Raw genomic sequence first — 15,089 nt, forward strand, 5'->3', positions numbered from 1 at the left:
GTGCCACATGCTTTTGACAGACAGTTACAACGCCAAGGTCCAAGCGGGGGAAATCGACCCCGACCCCGCGCAGATCGAGGCACTGCCGTTTTTTGATGTCGTGGCCGAAGAGATGGCAAGTTCAACAGGTAAAAAGAAGCTGTTCGGACTGTTTGGCACAGATGATGTGCCTGTGAAGGGGCTGTATCTGTGGGGTGGCGTTGGTCGCGGCAAGTCGATGCTGATGGACCTGTTCTTTGAGACCGTGCCAGAGCCGCGCAAGCGCCGCGTTCACTTTCATGCCTTCATGCAAGAGGTGCACAGTGAGATGCACGAAGCGCGGAAAACCGGTGTGGACGACGCGATCAAACCGGTTGCCGATGACATTGCCCGTGATGTCCGCCTTCTGTGCTTTGACGAAATGCAGATCAGCGACATCACCGATGCGATGATTGTCGGGCGGCTGTTCGAAAACCTCTTTGCCAGTGGCGTCGTAATCGTAACGACTTCAAACAGAGTGCCGGATGATCTGTATAAGAACGGGTTGAACCGCAATCTTTTTGTCCCGTTCATCGACCTTCTAAAGAGCCGTATGACGGTACACGAGCTGGCATCCGAGACCGATTACCGTCAGGATCGGCTGGAAGGCGAGCAGGTCTATTTCTCACCTGCGAACGCCCAGGCGAAGGCAAAGATTTCTGATATTTGGCAAAGCCTTACGGGTGGCGCAGCCGAGCCATTGATTCTTCGGGTCAAAGGGCGCGATGTGACCCTTCCGGCGTTTCGAAACGGGATCGCGCGGGCTAGCTTCTTTGATCTCTGCGGGCAACCCTTGGGCGCGGCAGATTATCTTGCTGTAGCTGAGAACGTGCGCGTTCTGGTGCTTGAGAACATTCCCTGCCTCTCGCGTGACAACTTTAACGAAGCGAAACGCTTCGTGACCCTGATTGACGCATTGTATGAGGGCAGGGTTCGTCTGATTTGCTCAGCAGCTGCGCAACCAGAACGGCTGTATCTTGAGGGCGAAGGCGTGTTCGAATTCGAACGCACCGCGTCGCGGCTGCGCGAAATGCAGGCTGCGGAATGGGGTACTGAACAGGCTCTAACTTAGCCGTTTTCGCGCAACACACCACCAGCAAGGTAGAGCGAACCGCAAATCAGAATGCGGGCATTTGGATCGATTGCTGTAATATCACCAATCGCAGCCAAGACCGTTTCAGATTCATGCGCTTGCAACCCTGCCTTTCGCGCGGCAGTAGCAGTTTGTTCTGCTGACAGGGTTGCCTGCTCACCCGGAATTGGAACAGCGTGAAGAGTTTGGGCGACCTCGGCGAGCGGTCTCATATAGCCAATGACGTCTTTGGTATTAAGCATCCCACACACCAAATGGGTCGGCTTCGAGGGCAGTGTTTTCAAAAGCGCAGACAGTGCCTCCCCCGCTGCGGGGTTGTGACCGCCATCAAGCCAAAGTTCCGCGGCACCTGCGGCCTTCACCAATGGACCGGTCTTCAAGCGCTGCATACGGGCGGGCCAAACCGCTTGAACCATTGCAGCTTCGCAGGCGGCCTCATCAAAGCCAAGATGCCGGAGAACGGCAAGCGCAGCACCCGCATTCTGGAGTTGGTGCGCACCCAACAGGGCGGGCAATGGCAGATCCATCAGGCCGCGTTCGTCCTGTAAAATCAGCCGACCGCGCTCTTCCCAGACGTGCCAGTGCTGCCCATACGCCAGAAGGGGAGCACCAAGCTTGGCTGCTTGTGCTTCGATCACTTCCATCGCTTCATCAGGCTGAGGTCCGACAACGCAAGGCACACCACGCTTGATGATACCAGCCTTCTCAAAAGCGATCTTGGCAAGCGTGTTACCCAGATAACTCTCGTGGTCGATAGAGATCGGCGTGATCACCGAAACCTCTGGCTTAGCGATCACATTCGTGGCGTCCAGCCGCCCGCCCAGTCCCACCTCCAAAAGTGTAAAATCGGCTCTAACACGGCTGAAGGCGAGTAATGCCGCAACAGTCGTGATCTCGAAATAGGTGATCGATTCCGGCCCATTGGACGTGTAGCACTCATCGAGAACTTCGCTTAGATACTCTTCGGAAATCAACTCCCCAGCAAGGCGGATACGCTCGTGAAACCGTGCCAGATGTGGCGAGGTGTACGCGTGAACCAACTTGCCAGCGCCTTCCATCCCAGCGCGGATCATCGCTTGTGTTGACCCTTTTCCATTGGTCCCAGCGATGTGAATTACCGGTGGCAACTTGGTTTCGGGATGGTCAAGCGTTTCCAGCAAGCGCCAGACGCGATCAAGGGTCAGGTCTATGATCTTTGGGTGAAGCGCCATCATCCTGTTGAGGATGGCGTCGCTGGATTGTGTCACTTGGCAGGTTCCGCAGGTTTCGCGTCCGCCTCGGCCTCTGGTGCCGGTAAATCGCCTTTCACCGCAGGGGGTAGGCCCGTGAGCATGCGGATGATCGTTACCAACTCGTCCTTGATATTCTTGCGGTGTGTCACCCGGTCCAGCATGCCATGGTCGAGCAAATATTCTGCACGCTGGAAGCCCTCTGGCAGCTTCTCACGGATGGTTTGCTCAATCACACGCGCGCCTGCGAAGCCAATAAGCGCATTCGGTTCAGCAATCTGTACGTCGCCCAACATCGCATAGGACGCCGTTACGCCGCCTGTGGTCGGGTGGGTCAACACAACGATGTAGGGCAGGCCCGCTTCTTTTAGCATCTCGACCGCAATGGTCGTACGCGGCATCTGCATCAGACCAAGAATTCCTTCTTGCATTCGCGCACCGCCAGCGGCGGAAAAAAGCACCAACGGAAGACGCTTTTCAACGGCGCGTTCAGCAGCCGCGATGATCGCATTGCCGACATACATGCTCATAGAGCCGCCCATGAAGCTGAAATCCTGCGCAGCAGCCACGATTGGCGTGCGAAGGATTTCGCCTTCGGCAACCAACATCGCTTCCTTCTCGCCGGTCTTCTTTACCGCAGCCTTCATGCGGTCCGGGTATTTCTTTTGATCTTTGAAGTGCAGCGGATCCGCGACAGGCGCAGGTACGGTCACCTCGGAGAATATGCCGCCGTCAAACAACGCCTTGAAACGCTCGCGCGCTGTGATTGGCATGTGATGGTCGCAGTTTGAGCACACGTTCTGGTTGTCAGACAGCTCTCGGTGGAACAGCATCGTGCCGCACTCGTCGCATTTGGTCCAAAGGTTCTCTGGCACCTCGCGGCGCGAGAATAGCGAGTTGATAGTTGGCCGGACGTAGTTGGAAATCCAGTTCATGAGGCTCTGCTCCCGTTGCTTATATCCAGATAATCCCGAGGCTTGGAAATTGCAATCAACGCAACGCGCGGCGGAGAAGGGCCCAGATCACAAACATCACTATTATGTCAAGGATGATGTAGTTCGTAAGGATGGACGTATCATCCATCGTGAACGGCGCATGGTAAAGTGCAAGCCCCGACAGCTCACCCGGAACACCGACCAATAGTAGCGCAACAAAGTTATTGGCGAAGTGAAAGCCCATCGCAGCGGCCAGATTGCCTGTCAGGCGTGTTAGATCCGCCGCGATAATTCCGAACATTGTCGTGGCAAACACGATCAAAAGGGCAAGCGTCAGGTCTATCGTATCATCGTAGTGCCCCGCACCGAACAACAATGCTGGCAATATCATCCAAACTATCGGGCTGTTAAACCGCGCTGCGAGCTGCTGTTGGAGGTAGCCCCGAAAGACCAGCTCCTCGGACGTGGTTTGGATGAACAGCAACGGTACTGCCCAAGTCAAATGCTTGATCCAAGCCGCAAAGGGCACATTGGGAGTATAGGTTTCAGGCGCGATGAGGCGCTCTGCCACGAAGAAGGTAACATTCGCGGCGGCCAGCACCGCTATCGCAATGAAGAAGTTGCGCGAGAAGCTTGTAGAAGGTCCAAAAAGGGAGGCAGGACCACGCCAGTGCCACGCAGCCATCGCGAAGGCTCCCAATCCCATGGGGATAAAGGTCGCAAGGATTAAGGCCATTTGGCCGGGCGATGTTCCGTTACCGTAAAGAAGCGAGAAGGCATCCAGACCTTCCAGTTCGGGGAACACACCGGAGAGCAGGTCGATCCCGAACCATAGGACAACCGCTGCACCCAACATGTAAACGCCGAGGCCTGTGAGCACGCCTATGACAATTCGCCAAAATGCTGGATAGGCGCGGGCGGGCGCAATGAAGGCCTCGAAAGCCGGAGTTCTGAGCATATGCAAGCGCCTCAACAGTGTTTTCGCCACGCTATCGCCGCAAAACCTGAGGTGCAATCGCGCTTGTGCCTGTTGGGCTTGGGCTTTATTCCGTTTCGCAACGCTTTTGAGGGAGCCATCCATGCTGAAGAAACCTACCGATAAAACCAATATGCCCAGCCGCCATGTGACCGAGGGCCCATCGCGGGCACCGCACCGGTCATATTTCTACGCGATGGGCCTTGGCGACGAGGAAATTCACCAGCCATTCGTGGGTGTCGCAACCTGCTGGAACGAGGCCGCCCCCTGCAACATCTCCCTGAACCGTCAGGCGCAAGCGGTGAAGCTGGGCGTCAAGCAAGGCAACGGTACTCCACGTGAATTCACCACGATCACCGTCACAGACGGCATCGCGATGGGCCACGAGGGCATGCGCTCGTCGCTGGCATCTCGCGAAGCCATTGCCGATACGGTTGAGCTGACCATGCGCGGCCACTGCTACGACGCGATTGTGGGCTTGGCGGGCTGTGACAAATCCCTTCCGGGTATGATGATGGCGATGATCCGCCTCAACACGCCTTCGGTGTTTATCTATGGCGGCTCCATCCTTCCGGGCCGATTGAACGGCAAGGACGTCACTGTCCAAGACGTATTCGAAGCGGTGGGCGAACACCAAGCAGGCAACATGTCCGACGAAGCCCTGCGCACGCTAGAGCGCGTTGCTTGCCCCTCTGCGGGCGCTTGTGGTGGTCAGTTCACGGCCAACACCATGGCCTGCGTGTCCGAGGCGATTGGTTTGGCGCTGCCAAACTCCGCTGGTGCACCTGCGCCATATGAAAGCCGCGACCACTATTCCATCGCATCCGGTCAAGCCGTCATGAACCTGCTGGAGAAGAACATTCGCGCGCGGGATATCGTGACGCTGGAGTCCCTGCAGAACGCAGCGCGGGTTGTGGCCTGTACCGGTGGTTCGACCAATGCTGGCCTGCACCTGCCAGCAATGGCGCACGAGGCTGGTATCGACTTCGATCTGGATGACGTCTGCGAAATTTTCCGCGACACGCCATACTTCGTCGATTTGAAGCCCGGCGGGCAGTATGTTGCCAAAGACCTTTATGAAGCGGGCGGCGTTCCTGTCATCATGAAAGAGCTGCGCAAAGCGGGTCTGATCAACGAAGACTGCATGACCGCGACCGGCTACTCGATCGGTGAAGAAATCGACCGCGTGGAATTGGAAGCTGACGGCAAGGTAATTTACTCCATCGGCGAGCCTCTGTCGAAAACAGGCGGTGTTGTTGGCCTCAAGGGTAACCTTGCCCCTGAAGGCGCAATCGTGAAGGTCGCGGGCATGTCGTCGCAGCACCAGATGTTCACCGGCCCAGCGCGTGTGTTCGAGTGCGAAGAAGATGCGTTCGACGCGGTTCAAAAGCGCGAATACGAAGAAGGCGAAGTACTGGTTATCCGCAACGAAGGACCGGCGGGCGGCCCCGGCATGCGCGAAATGCTGGCGACCACTGCGGCACTTTCCGGCCAAGGCATGGGAAAGAAGGTGGCGTTGATCACTGACGGTCGTTTCTCTGGGGCGACCCGCGGGTTCTGCGTGGGCCATGTCGGCCCAGAAGCTGCGCATGGTGGTCCGATTGCGCTACTTAAGAACGGTGACGTGATTACGTTGAACGCCATCTCTGGTGAAATCAGTGTGGATCTTACCGATGACGAACTCGCAGAGCGCAAAGCCAACTGGAAAGGCCCGCGCGACACGATTTACGCCTCCGGTGCTCTGTGGAAGTATTCGCAACTGGTTGGCTCTGCGAAGTTTGGCGCGTGTACCCATCCGGGTGCCAAGAAAGAACAGCATATCTACATGGATCTCTGATCCAGTGCGTTTGACGGTTGCTCTTACAACGGTTGCATTTGCAGTATCGGCTTGCGGGGAAAACCCGCTGGCCGGTCTTTCCAATAGCAGATCGAAAGCTGCCCAAACAGAGATCACCGTCACCGCCGACCGGATTGTTTTGCGCGGACCAACTGGTTTCTGCGTTGATCGGGAATCTTCGAAACACCGTCCAGCCCAAGCGTTTGTCGTGTTCGGTAACTGCGCCGCCATTTCAGGTAACGAAGAACTGCCGCAACCCTTCGTGAACGCCATTGCAACTGCGTCTGTGCTCCCTGCTGGAAAGAACGGTCCTACAATTGGTGAGTCAGAAACGGCCTTGGAGGAATTTTTCAACTCTGAGTCCGGAAAAGCAGTGCTTAGTGCTACTGGTGACGCGGGTACCGTCGAGATTCTCGATAGCTTCACACGTAACGGAGCGTTTTTTGTGCACGCTCGAGATACCGGCGCGCCCTTGTTGACAGGCACGACGAATACCTACTGGCGTGGTTACTTTGATGTAAAGAACTCGGTGGTTGCACTCTCGGTTCTTGGTCTAAAAAACACGCCTATCAGCAGCGCCGACGGCCTCCAGACGCTGTATGACTTTGGCAATGTCCTGATGGAAAACTAAGCTGTGGCAACCAAGAACGCTGTTCGAGCCCCCGTGGGAAATGTTGCCGAGACAGGACTCCTTCGCCGAATACTTGGTTGAAACCATTGTTTGCAATATAGAAACAATGGTAGCCGTCTAATTCAAAGCTAACAGGACTGTCTCAACACCTATGATGGATCGGATGCGAGAATTCGTGCGACGGCGGCTTCACCGCCGAACCTTGCGCCGTTGGGAGGCCGCGGTGCAAGACGCCGAGACCATAGATTTATCGCTATTGAGGCACCTTCGCGCACAAGCCCGCCAAATGCGTCGGCGGGTTGATCAGGTCACCCATGTTGCAGACGCCCGGCTGACCTTGCCCCGAATCGGCTCGAACGCGATCCGCAAGCCCGCGCAATCGGATTGGTCGCACCGGCCGGAGCTTTGGCGTGGCCCGGTATCGCCCGTGGGTATCTCCGCCGTTGAAAACCGGACAAGGATTGGTAATTCAGCCACGATCTATCATGATTGCCAAATTTCCGAGCTGACTTTGCGCCAAGTGCGAAACACCCGCGAAGGCGATCTTGCACCATTTGGACTTCGCATGGACGTATTCAAATTTGATGGAAGCTTCCTGAGTTTGGTCATCGATCTACCAGAAAATGCCATTGATGGCCTTCGGAAGAACCACATCCTGAGAATGGATACAGAAGTAGAGACCGAAAAACCGTTAGAAATTTTTGCACGCCTGAATATCAAATACGGTCCCAACGTGGAGCAAGTTGTACGCGAGTTGCCACTGGATGGCTCTGAAATGATGGTGGAATTCGATCTGGCTCATACAAAAATCAGCGAGCGCCGTTTGGAGCGTATCTGGATGGATTTGATATTTGAGGGTCCGGAAATGAATGAAATCAATCTGCGCGACGTAACATTCAGCCGTCGCCCGCGCGCCGATTTCTAAGGAACACGCCACATGAGCAAAGTCATCCTGACCAAAACACGTATTCAAGCCGGAATCTATGAAGCGGTACTAAGCGCCGAAACCGAGGAAAACTACAATCCCGACTTGGTCGCGGTTCATCTGGAGCGCGAACTGGATGGCTTGTCGGTCACCGAAGACGCAAGTCTCGGGAACACATGGCATGTGCGCTTCAATATCCCACGCGAGGTTCTGACGGATGGGGTGCAAACCTTTCTGATCAACGAAAAACCGACAGGCGATACCTTGGACAGCTTTACGATTGTGACGGGTGAAGTTCTGTCCGACGACATCCGCGCCGAGATGGACTTGCTGCGGTCGGAACTCGACATGCTGAAGAAAGCGTTTCGCCGGCATTGCGTCGAGACAACTTGAAGACCAGACTTATCCGAGAAGTTGCGCGCATGACGCCGCGTTTTGCGTGACGTGCGCGTAAGCCTGAGTAATGCTGGGGCGAACTCTGGAGGACTCTCATGACTGCATATCCCAACCTTCTGGCACCGCTGGACCTTGGCTTCACCACGCTAAAGAACCGCGTTCTTATGGGCTCGATGCATACCGGTCTTGAAGAAACCAAAGACTGGAACCGTGTTGCAGAGTTTTATGCCGAGCGTGCGCGCGGCGGTGTTGCCTTGATGGTTACCGGCGGCATGGCTCCAAACCGCGAAGGCGGTGTGTTTCCGGGTGCTGCGGGTCTGTTCTCCGATGAAGATATCGCGAACCACAAGGTGGTTACCGACCGAGTTCATGAAGTCGGTGGCAAGATTGCCATGCAAATTTTACACGCAGGCCGGTATGCATATGGCCCCGAATGTGTCAGCGCGTCGGCCATTAAATCCCCGATCTCCCCGTTTCCGCCCAAAGAACTGGATGAAGCCGGGATCGAAAAACAGATTGCTGACATTGCGACTGCCGCCAGCCGTGCGAAAGACGCTGGCTATGACGGCGTCGAAGTCATGGGCTCGGAAGGCTATTTTCTGAACCAGTTTCTGGTCACCCATACCAACAAACGCGAAGACCGCTGGGGCGGCTCTTATGAAAACCGGATGCGGCTGCCTATCGAGGTCATAAAGCGGGTACGCGAAGCAGTAGGCAGCGACTTCATCGTGATTTACCGCCTCAGCATGATCGACCTGATCCCCAACGGCTCCACTTGGGAAGAGGTGATGCAACTGGCGAAAGAAGTCGAGAAAGCGGGTGCGACAATCATCAACACCGGCATTGGCTGGCACGAGGCCCGTATTCCAACAATCGCCACATCGGTGCCGCGCCGCGCGTTCACTTGGGTAACCAAAAAGCTGATGGGTGAGGTGACTATCCCTGTCATCACCTCGAACCGGATCAACATGCCTGACGTTGCCGAAGCGGTTTTGGCCGATGGATGCGCTGATATGGTGTCCATGGCGCGCCCGTTCCTAGCGGACCCGCATTTCGTGGCAAAGGCCGAGGCTGGCAGAGCAGCCGAGATTGCGCCATGTATCGCCTGCAACCAAGCCTGCTTGGACCATACCTTCAACGGCAAAATAAGTTCGTGCCTCGTGAACCCTCAAGCCTGTTTCGAGACGGAGCTGGTGATCAAGCCTGCCCCTTCAGCCAAAGCCATCGCCATTGTGGGTGCTGGCCCGGCCGGACTGTCGACAGCGCTTACTGCGGCGGAGCGTGGTCACAAGGTGACCCTGTTCGATAAACAAAATGAAATTGGCGGCCAGTTGAACATGGCCAAACAGATTCCCGGCAAGGAAGAGTTCTTCGGGCTTGTTGACTGGTACAAAACCATGGTTGCCAAAAGCAGCATTGACTTGCGCCTTGATACTGAAGCCACAGCCGAGATGCTGACAGAGTTTGACGAAGTGATCATCGCGACCGGCGTCGCACCGCGTGATCCACAGATTGACGGGCAAGATGGCCCCAACGTGCTGTCCTACATTGATGTGCTACGCGGTGGCGCCAAGGTCGGAAAACGTGTGGCGATCATTGGTGCAGGTGGTATCGGCTTTGATGTGGCAGAGTATTTGACGACCGATGACAGCCCGACCGTGGATCTGGACGCGTGGATGGAAGAATGGGGTGTCACGGACCCGGAAGCGAAACGCGGTGGCCTGGCCGCCGAAGGACCACAGCCCGAGCCTGCCGTACGTCAGGTAACGCTGCTGCAACGCAAATCCGAAAAGCTTGGCAAGCGATTGGGAAAAACGACCGGCTGGATTCATCGCGCTGCGCTACAGATGAAGGGCGTGAACATGGTCGGCGGTGTCAATTACGAGCGGATTGATGCGCAAGGGCTCCATGTTTCCGACGGTGAGGCGCGGGAAAATCCGCGTGTGATCGAGGTCGACACAATCGTTCTTTGCGCGGGACAGGTACCGATGCGAAAGCTTGCGGATCAACTGGAAGCCAAGGACACAGCGCTTCACATTATCGGTGGTGCAGATGTCGCCGCGGAGCTTGATGCCAAGCGCGCGATCAACCAAGGCATACGCCTTGCGGCGACCCTTTGAACTTCCAATGGCATCACTTCGAGCTTGGCGACCCCAAGCTGCCGGACTGGCTCTCTGCCAATGTGCCTGACATCGCGGCCTCTGCCCTAACGCAATCCGAAACGCGGCCAAGATGTGATCGTCTTGGCGATGGTGTGATCCTCAACCTGCGCGGTGTGAACTTGAACGAAGGGCAAGACGTTGAGGACATGGTGTCCCTGCGTTTATGGATCACTTCAGATATGATCGTCACTGTCCGTATGCGTCGCATTTTCGCGTTGGAAGATATTCGGAAGCAGATTGCCGCAGGGTCCGGCCCGGAGACTGTCGGAGAGTTTCTGACATTGCTTGTGACCGGATTAACAAATCGCATCGAGAACACCGCACTTCGTCTGACATCAGCGACAGATGACATGGAGGATGCTGTCCTTGAGGGCGGGCGTGAAGACTTGAAGGGGTTGGGCCCCCTGCGCCACACGACGATCAAGCTCCGTCGCTACATTGGTCCGCAGAAAGACGCCTTGGTAAAATTGGCAGCGTTGGACAGCCCGGTCTTGACCGAGGCTGACAAACTGCAACTGCGGGAGCCTGCAAACCGCATGGCTTTGGCTCTAGAGGCGTTGGACGCAGTTCGGGACCGGCTTCTTGGTTTGCAGGACCATCTGGATATTCAGGCATCACTTAGCCAAGGTCGAAACGGCTATGTTTTGTCATTGATTGCGGGGGTTTTCCTGCCCTTGGGATTCCTGACCGGCCTGTTCGGAATGAACGTCGCAGGTCTACCTGGCACCGAATGGCCGATGTCGTTCGCCCTGCTTTGTATGGCTATGGTCGTCGTGGCTGTAGCATTGGTCGCAGTATTTAAGTGGCTCGATTGGCTTTAGAGCTCACAAGGAAACATATGTTTACTTGTTTCCATGCCATCAACGATCCCAACAGATACCCCTGAATCGTCCAATGGAATTCTCATTCCTGCCCCAATTGAACAGGATAACGCCTCAAACGTCATGAGTTATTGAGGTAACCGAATGGACCGACTGACCGAAATGGAAGCATTCGCCACTGTGGTGGATCAAGGGGGCTTTACCGACGCGGCCCGCAAGATGGGGATTTCAAAATCCGCCGTCTCAAAGCACGTGTCGTCCCTTGAAACACGGCTTGGTGCGCGGCTGCTGAACCGCACAACGCGGCGCGTCAGCCCGACCGAAATCGGCCTTGCTTATTATGACCGCGCCCGCCGCGTTCTGAATGACGCTGGCGAAGCAGACGCCTTGGTCTCGTCAATGCAAAGCGCGCCTTCCGGCTTGCTACGTATCTCCGTCGCTACAGATTTTGGTGTGAACCACATGTCACCGATCTTAGGTGACTTCCTTGTGGATTATCCCGACATCACCGTGAATATGGTTCTGAACAACCGCTTTGTGGAATTGATCTCCGAGGGGTTCGATCTTGCGATCCGTATTGGCGAGATGGAAGACAGCTCGCTGCGTGCTCGCAAACTGACCGAGACCACGAAACGGCTTATCGCAGCACCGGGCTACTTTGAGCAGTTTGGCCGCCCCGAGAAAATCGACGACCTCAACAATCACAAGCTGCTGCATTATTCCAACCAATCGGCTGGCAACGTGTGGAAGCTTACTGCGCCGTCTGGTGAAAAGCGTCAGGTGCGCACACAGGGCTGGTTGACGGTCAATGACGGGCAATCACTGCTTAACGCTTGTGTATCGGGTTTGGGCATCGCCTACCTTCCAAGCTTCCTTTACGCAGACGCTTTGCGTCAAGGTTTGGTCGAGGAGGCCATGCCGGAGCTTCCAAAAGAAACCCAAGGCATCTACGCCGTCTATCCGCCGGGCCGCTATACGCAGCCAAAAGTGCGGACCTTTATCGACTTCCTTGTGGAAGCGTTCAAAGAAAAAGGCCCAGACGTCTGGACCAATTAGACGGTACGATTTTCCCCGATGTTTGGCAGCATCACTCTTGGGTCGAGGTGATAATCACCTCGACCCTTCTGTTTTGTGTCCGGCCAGTTTCAGTCAGGTTATTTGCCCGTGGGGCAAGATATCCGACACCATCCGCTTCAATCTGAGCGCTCGGGGTGCCGAATTTCTTGACCAGCCGAGCTGCCACAGATTGCGCGCGCTTTCGCGACAGGCTGACGTTCCCCTGAAGTGACCCTTCCGCATCTGTGTGTCCAACAAGAGCGATCCGGAATTCCGGATTGGCTTTCAAGTATTCGGACAAATCCGACAGCGACTGATATGCGCCTTCACCCAAGGCTGAAGACCCGGTCTCGAACTGTAAGTCATCCAGAACTGCATGGCCGTCCCGCAGTAAAGCTTCGATCACAGACCCTGCCACAACATTCGACACAACCGGCGGCAACTGCTCATCTGCGCCACCCGGTTGCGCTGTCACAGAGGTAGCGTCCGGACTGCCTACAAGGATCATCTGCACGAAAGCTGTGTCTGAACCACGGCTGACAAACAAACTAATATACTCCGGAACCGCACCACCAAGCCGCTGCGCAGCGAGGTACCGAAAATCACCTAAATCGACATGCATTACAGGCTCTGGAAGCACGTCAGCCGTGAAACGAAAATCGAAACCGCCGCATATCTCGGTCGTACATTCGTACAACAATTCGAAGCCGGACGATTCTATCTGTTGACGCAAGTTGTCCATGACCAACAACGACGTCCCGACATCAATGGCAACCCGCCAAGCGCGGGTGATCTGCTGACCCTCAGCCACCAGAGTTTGCACGAATCCGTCTGCATAGGGTCCGACAGGCAGCTTGTAGCTGGCAAATGGCTCTACCTCGGAAAAAGTTTCTGTCGCAGGGCCGGGAAAAGTTAGCTCCAAATCGGCCCAAGCCGAAGTGGCGAGCAGACAGCCCGCCAAGCAAAAAGGCAGTGTCCGGATCATCTATCAGCCGCGTGATATTCCGCGTTCGGGCGCATATCCACGGCGGAGGCCATTCGGTTCGTCATGTTGAAGAAGCTGGCAACTGCGGCGATGTCCCAGATATCGCGATCATTAAAACCCACCTTACGCAATGCGTCGCGATCGCATTCTTCAATCCGGTAGCTGGCTTCTGTCATCTGCACTGCAAAGTCCAGCATGGCCCGTTGTCGGGCATCAAGCGGCGCCACACGGTAGTTCATTACCAATGCCTCACCCAAAGCCGGATCGCCGGACAACTGGCGCACCGCAGCACCATGCGCCACGAGGCAGTAGAAACATTTGTTCACCGACGAGACCGCCACCGCGATCATTTCACGCTCCAGCTTGGACAGGTTGCTGTCGCCAAGCATCAAGTCATTATACATTCCGGTGAAGGCGTTCAGCTTGTCAGGATCGAACGCATAGGACTGCAGCACGTTCGGGATCATGCCCAGTTTTTCCGTGCATATATCAAAGTATTTCTGTGTCGCCTCTGGCAGCGGGTCGGCCATCGGCAGATCAAGAGCAGTTACATTTGGATTGGTCACGGGGCAGGGCCTTTCAGGGTTTCATCCGGTAATGATACCGCCCAACCACCGACAAGCCCAGAGAGCTATAAAGCGATTGTGCTGCGACATTCGATCCGGTGGTTACCAAGGAGAAATGCTCTGCGCCCTGCTCTTTTGCCCATCGCGCAGCGGCGTACATCATGTTTCGCGCAAGCCCGTGGCGACGATAATCGGGCAAGACCTCCACCGCGTGAACCATTGCTGTTGTCCCGTGGATCGCCACGAATGCGCAGCCCGCCGCACGGTCGGATATCCGCCCGAGGATGGATGTTTTAGGGCCTGTCACCCGCTCCATAACCGCGATTCGACCTGGACCGATACCACCTTCGGACCAGACATCCTTCATGATTTGAAGGGGTGGCCAGATGTCAAATGCCGTGACCGGAGGGACGGTTTCCTCGAACAGCGACCCAATAAACAGAATCGAAGGGTCAAGCACTTCATAACCCATTTGCGCCAGAATAGAGTCTAGTTGACCATCTTCAGGGCGAAGCGAGAACAGGGCAGGTTGCCCCAACTTCTTCATCTCGGCCACTGCCAACGCAACGTCGTTCTGCGTCACAGGGCCAACCGGTCGCGCAGCAGACACCCGTTTGCCGCCACCTTGTCCATCGCGGATCAACCATGGACCGACTTGCGTTTCCTTCGCTGCTGGCCATGTTGCCTCCACAACATCAAAGAGATCATTCGTGTTCAACGCCAAGCACCTTTGCCAATTGCCCGATAACCGCTTTTAGCCGCGAGGGATCCGTACCGCGGACCACCAAGTTGCTGCCATAGACCCCGTCCTTTTGAAACGGGTACGAACCCAAAGAGACGTCTTTATTGGCCTCAGCCAAAATCCCAAGGGGGCCTGCGACGTCTCCCTCTCCCATATATACTCTCAAGGTTTCCGAAAGAAGGGGTTGTCCGCCTGTGAGTGTCGCCAAAACGGTCGCAACCATGGCATGAAACACTGTCGGGACACCCGCCATCACATGCACATTTCCAATGCTAAACCCTGGCGCAATCGAGACCGGGTTTTCGATAAGCGTCGCGCCATCGGGGATGCGGGCCATACGTTTGCGCGCATCGTTGAACTCCATTCCCTGACGCTTGTAATGCGCGGCCAACAGATCACGCGCGTCATCACGGATGTCGACATTAACCCCGAACGCTGCCCCGATTGCATCGGCCGTGATGTCATCATGTGTTGGACCAATACCGCCCGAGGTGAAGACATGGTCGTAGCGTTTGCTAAGCACTTGGACAGCCTCGGCGATGCGGTCATGTTCGTCCGAGACAACGCGCGCCTCCTTCAGGTCGATCGCTGCCTCGGTCAAGGCACAGGCTAGATAGTTGGTGTTGGTATCTTTTGTGCGGCCCGAAAGAATCTCGTCGCCGATGACAAGCATGGCAGCGGTGGGGTTTGGCATGGCGTTATCCTTGATTGACGGCT

The 15,089-nt window shown here is 55.9% G+C and carries 15 protein-coding genes; 8 read left to right on the forward strand and 7 right to left on the reverse strand.

Annotation, left to right across the window (positions count from 1 at the left end; genetic code table 11):
• The first annotated feature begins 7 nt into the window (after nucleotides 1-7).
• On the forward strand, nucleotides 8-1,090 hold the full coding sequence (gene zapE, locus BDE40_RS16740) for a cell division protein ZapE (protein WP_134016504.1): 1,083 nt from the start codon (nucleotides 8-10) through the stop codon (nucleotides 1,088-1,090).
• On the opposite strand, the gene BDE40_RS16745 is transcribed toward zapE, so the two are convergent.
• Genes BDE40_RS16745 through BDE40_RS16755 form a run of 3 tightly spaced genes read right to left on the reverse strand, consistent with a single transcriptional unit; the run spans nucleotide 1,087 to nucleotide 4,233 of the window.
• On the reverse strand, nucleotides 1,087-2,358 hold the full coding sequence (locus BDE40_RS16745; RefSeq protein ID WP_134016506.1) for a bifunctional folylpolyglutamate synthase/dihydrofolate synthase: 1,272 nt from the start codon (nucleotides 2,356-2,358) through the stop codon (nucleotides 1,087-1,089). The two genes, zapE and BDE40_RS16745, sit on opposite strands and share 4 nt — an antisense overlap.
• Nucleotides 2,355-3,275 carry an acetyl-CoA carboxylase, carboxyltransferase subunit beta gene (gene accD, locus BDE40_RS16750; protein WP_134016508.1) on the reverse strand — a complete coding sequence of 307 codons (921 nt, stop codon included), beginning with the start codon at nucleotides 3,273-3,275 and terminating at the stop codon, nucleotides 2,355-2,357. Before accD ends, BDE40_RS16745 begins: the two co-directional genes overlap by 4 nt.
• 55 nt (nucleotides 3,276-3,330) lie before the next feature.
• Nucleotides 3,331-4,233: a CPBP family intramembrane glutamic endopeptidase gene (locus tag BDE40_RS16755; protein WP_162848118.1), complete on the reverse strand. Its 903-nt coding sequence runs from the start codon at nucleotides 4,231-4,233 to the stop codon at nucleotides 3,331-3,333.
• A 121-nt stretch (nucleotides 4,234-4,354) separates the two neighbouring features.
• Between BDE40_RS16755 and ilvD the strand changes: the two genes are divergently transcribed.
• From ilvD to BDE40_RS16790, 7 genes are all read left to right on the forward strand, one after another.
• The gene (gene ilvD, locus BDE40_RS16760) at nucleotides 4,355-6,088 is read left to right on the forward strand and encodes a dihydroxy-acid dehydratase (RefSeq protein WP_134016513.1); all 1,734 of its coding nucleotides are present in this window, start codon (nucleotides 4,355-4,357) and stop codon (nucleotides 6,086-6,088) included.
• Between the two features lie 4 nt (nucleotides 6,089-6,092).
• The gene (locus tag BDE40_RS16765; protein WP_134016515.1) at nucleotides 6,093-6,719 is read left to right on the forward strand and encodes a hypothetical protein; all 627 of its coding nucleotides are present in this window, start codon (nucleotides 6,093-6,095) and stop codon (nucleotides 6,717-6,719) included.
• 163 nt (nucleotides 6,720-6,882) lie between these two features.
• Entirely contained in the window at nucleotides 6,883-7,644 is a 762-nt protein-coding gene (locus BDE40_RS16770) for a DUF6478 family protein (protein WP_134016715.1), read from the forward strand.
• A 12-nt stretch (nucleotides 7,645-7,656) separates the two neighbouring features.
• Nucleotides 7,657-8,037, forward strand: coding sequence for a hypothetical protein (locus tag BDE40_RS16775; RefSeq protein WP_134016517.1), 381 nt, complete (start codon nucleotides 7,657-7,659; stop codon nucleotides 8,035-8,037).
• Nucleotides 8,038-8,135: 98 nt separating this feature from the next.
• On the forward strand, nucleotides 8,136-10,160 hold the full coding sequence (locus BDE40_RS16780) for an FAD-dependent oxidoreductase (RefSeq protein ID WP_134016519.1): 2,025 nt from the start codon (nucleotides 8,136-8,138) through the stop codon (nucleotides 10,158-10,160).
• Nucleotides 10,157-11,023, forward strand: a complete 867-nt coding sequence (locus tag BDE40_RS16785; RefSeq protein ID WP_134016521.1) for a zinc transporter ZntB — start codon at nucleotides 10,157-10,159, stop codon at nucleotides 11,021-11,023. The genes BDE40_RS16780 and BDE40_RS16785 overlap by 4 nt, the downstream gene beginning before the upstream one ends.
• 144 nt (nucleotides 11,024-11,167) lie before the next feature.
• A complete protein-coding gene (locus BDE40_RS16790; RefSeq protein ID WP_073144776.1) occupies nucleotides 11,168-12,079 on the forward strand; it encodes a LysR family transcriptional regulator in 912 nt (303 codons plus the stop codon).
• 31 nt (nucleotides 12,080-12,110) lie between these two features.
• On the opposite strand, the gene BDE40_RS16795 is transcribed toward BDE40_RS16790, so the two are convergent.
• The 4 genes from BDE40_RS16795 to BDE40_RS16810 are packed head-to-tail and all read right to left on the reverse strand — an operon-like array spanning nucleotide 12,111 to nucleotide 15,066.
• Nucleotides 12,111-13,064 (reverse strand): OmpA family protein, encoded by a 954-nt coding sequence (locus BDE40_RS16795; RefSeq protein WP_134016523.1) that lies wholly within the window; start codon nucleotides 13,062-13,064, stop codon nucleotides 12,111-12,113.
• The gene (locus BDE40_RS16800; protein WP_281275467.1) at nucleotides 13,061-13,630 is read right to left on the reverse strand and encodes a peroxidase-related enzyme; all 570 of its coding nucleotides are present in this window, start codon (nucleotides 13,628-13,630) and stop codon (nucleotides 13,061-13,063) included. The genes BDE40_RS16795 and BDE40_RS16800 overlap by 4 nt, the downstream gene beginning before the upstream one ends.
• 13 nt (nucleotides 13,631-13,643) lie before the next feature.
• Nucleotides 13,644-14,348 carry a GNAT family N-acetyltransferase gene (locus BDE40_RS16805; protein ID WP_134016525.1) on the reverse strand — a complete coding sequence of 235 codons (705 nt, stop codon included), beginning with the start codon at nucleotides 14,346-14,348 and terminating at the stop codon, nucleotides 13,644-13,646.
• Nucleotides 14,335-15,066: a competence/damage-inducible protein A gene (locus tag BDE40_RS16810; RefSeq protein ID WP_134016527.1), complete on the reverse strand. Its 732-nt coding sequence runs from the start codon at nucleotides 15,064-15,066 to the stop codon at nucleotides 14,335-14,337. The genes BDE40_RS16805 and BDE40_RS16810 overlap by 14 nt, the downstream gene beginning before the upstream one ends.
• Between the last annotated feature and the right edge of the window lie 23 nt (nucleotides 15,067-15,089).

Source organism: Litoreibacter halocynthiae, assembly GCF_004365635.1.
GTDB classification, from domain to species: Bacteria; Pseudomonadota; Alphaproteobacteria; order Rhodobacterales; family Rhodobacteraceae; genus Litoreibacter; species Litoreibacter halocynthiae.

Coding starts and splice junctions, on each gene's coding strand:
- zapE (WP_134016504.1), top strand. CDS start 8: ATGCTTTTGACAGACAGTTACAACGCCAAGGTCCAAGCGGGGGAAATC.
- accD (WP_134016508.1), bottom strand. CDS start 3,275: ATGAACTGGATTTCCAACTACGTCCGGCCAACTATCAACTCGCTATTC.
- BDE40_RS16755 (WP_162848118.1), bottom strand. CDS start 4,233: ATGCTCAGAACTCCGGCTTTCGAGGCCTTCATTGCGCCCGCCCGCGCC.
- ilvD (WP_134016513.1), top strand. CDS start 4,355: ATGCTGAAGAAACCTACCGATAAAACCAATATGCCCAGCCGCCATGTG.
- BDE40_RS16770 (WP_134016715.1), top strand. CDS start 6,883: ATGCGAGAATTCGTGCGACGGCGGCTTCACCGCCGAACCTTGCGCCGT.
- BDE40_RS16775 (WP_134016517.1), top strand. CDS start 7,657: ATGAGCAAAGTCATCCTGACCAAAACACGTATTCAAGCCGGAATCTAT.
- BDE40_RS16780 (WP_134016519.1), top strand. CDS start 8,136: ATGACTGCATATCCCAACCTTCTGGCACCGCTGGACCTTGGCTTCACC.
- BDE40_RS16790 (WP_073144776.1), top strand. CDS start 11,168: ATGGACCGACTGACCGAAATGGAAGCATTCGCCACTGTGGTGGATCAA.
- BDE40_RS16795 (WP_134016523.1), bottom strand. CDS start 13,064: ATGATCCGGACACTGCCTTTTTGCTTGGCGGGCTGTCTGCTCGCCACT.
- BDE40_RS16810 (WP_134016527.1), bottom strand. CDS start 15,066: ATGCCAAACCCCACCGCTGCCATGCTTGTCATCGGCGACGAGATTCTT.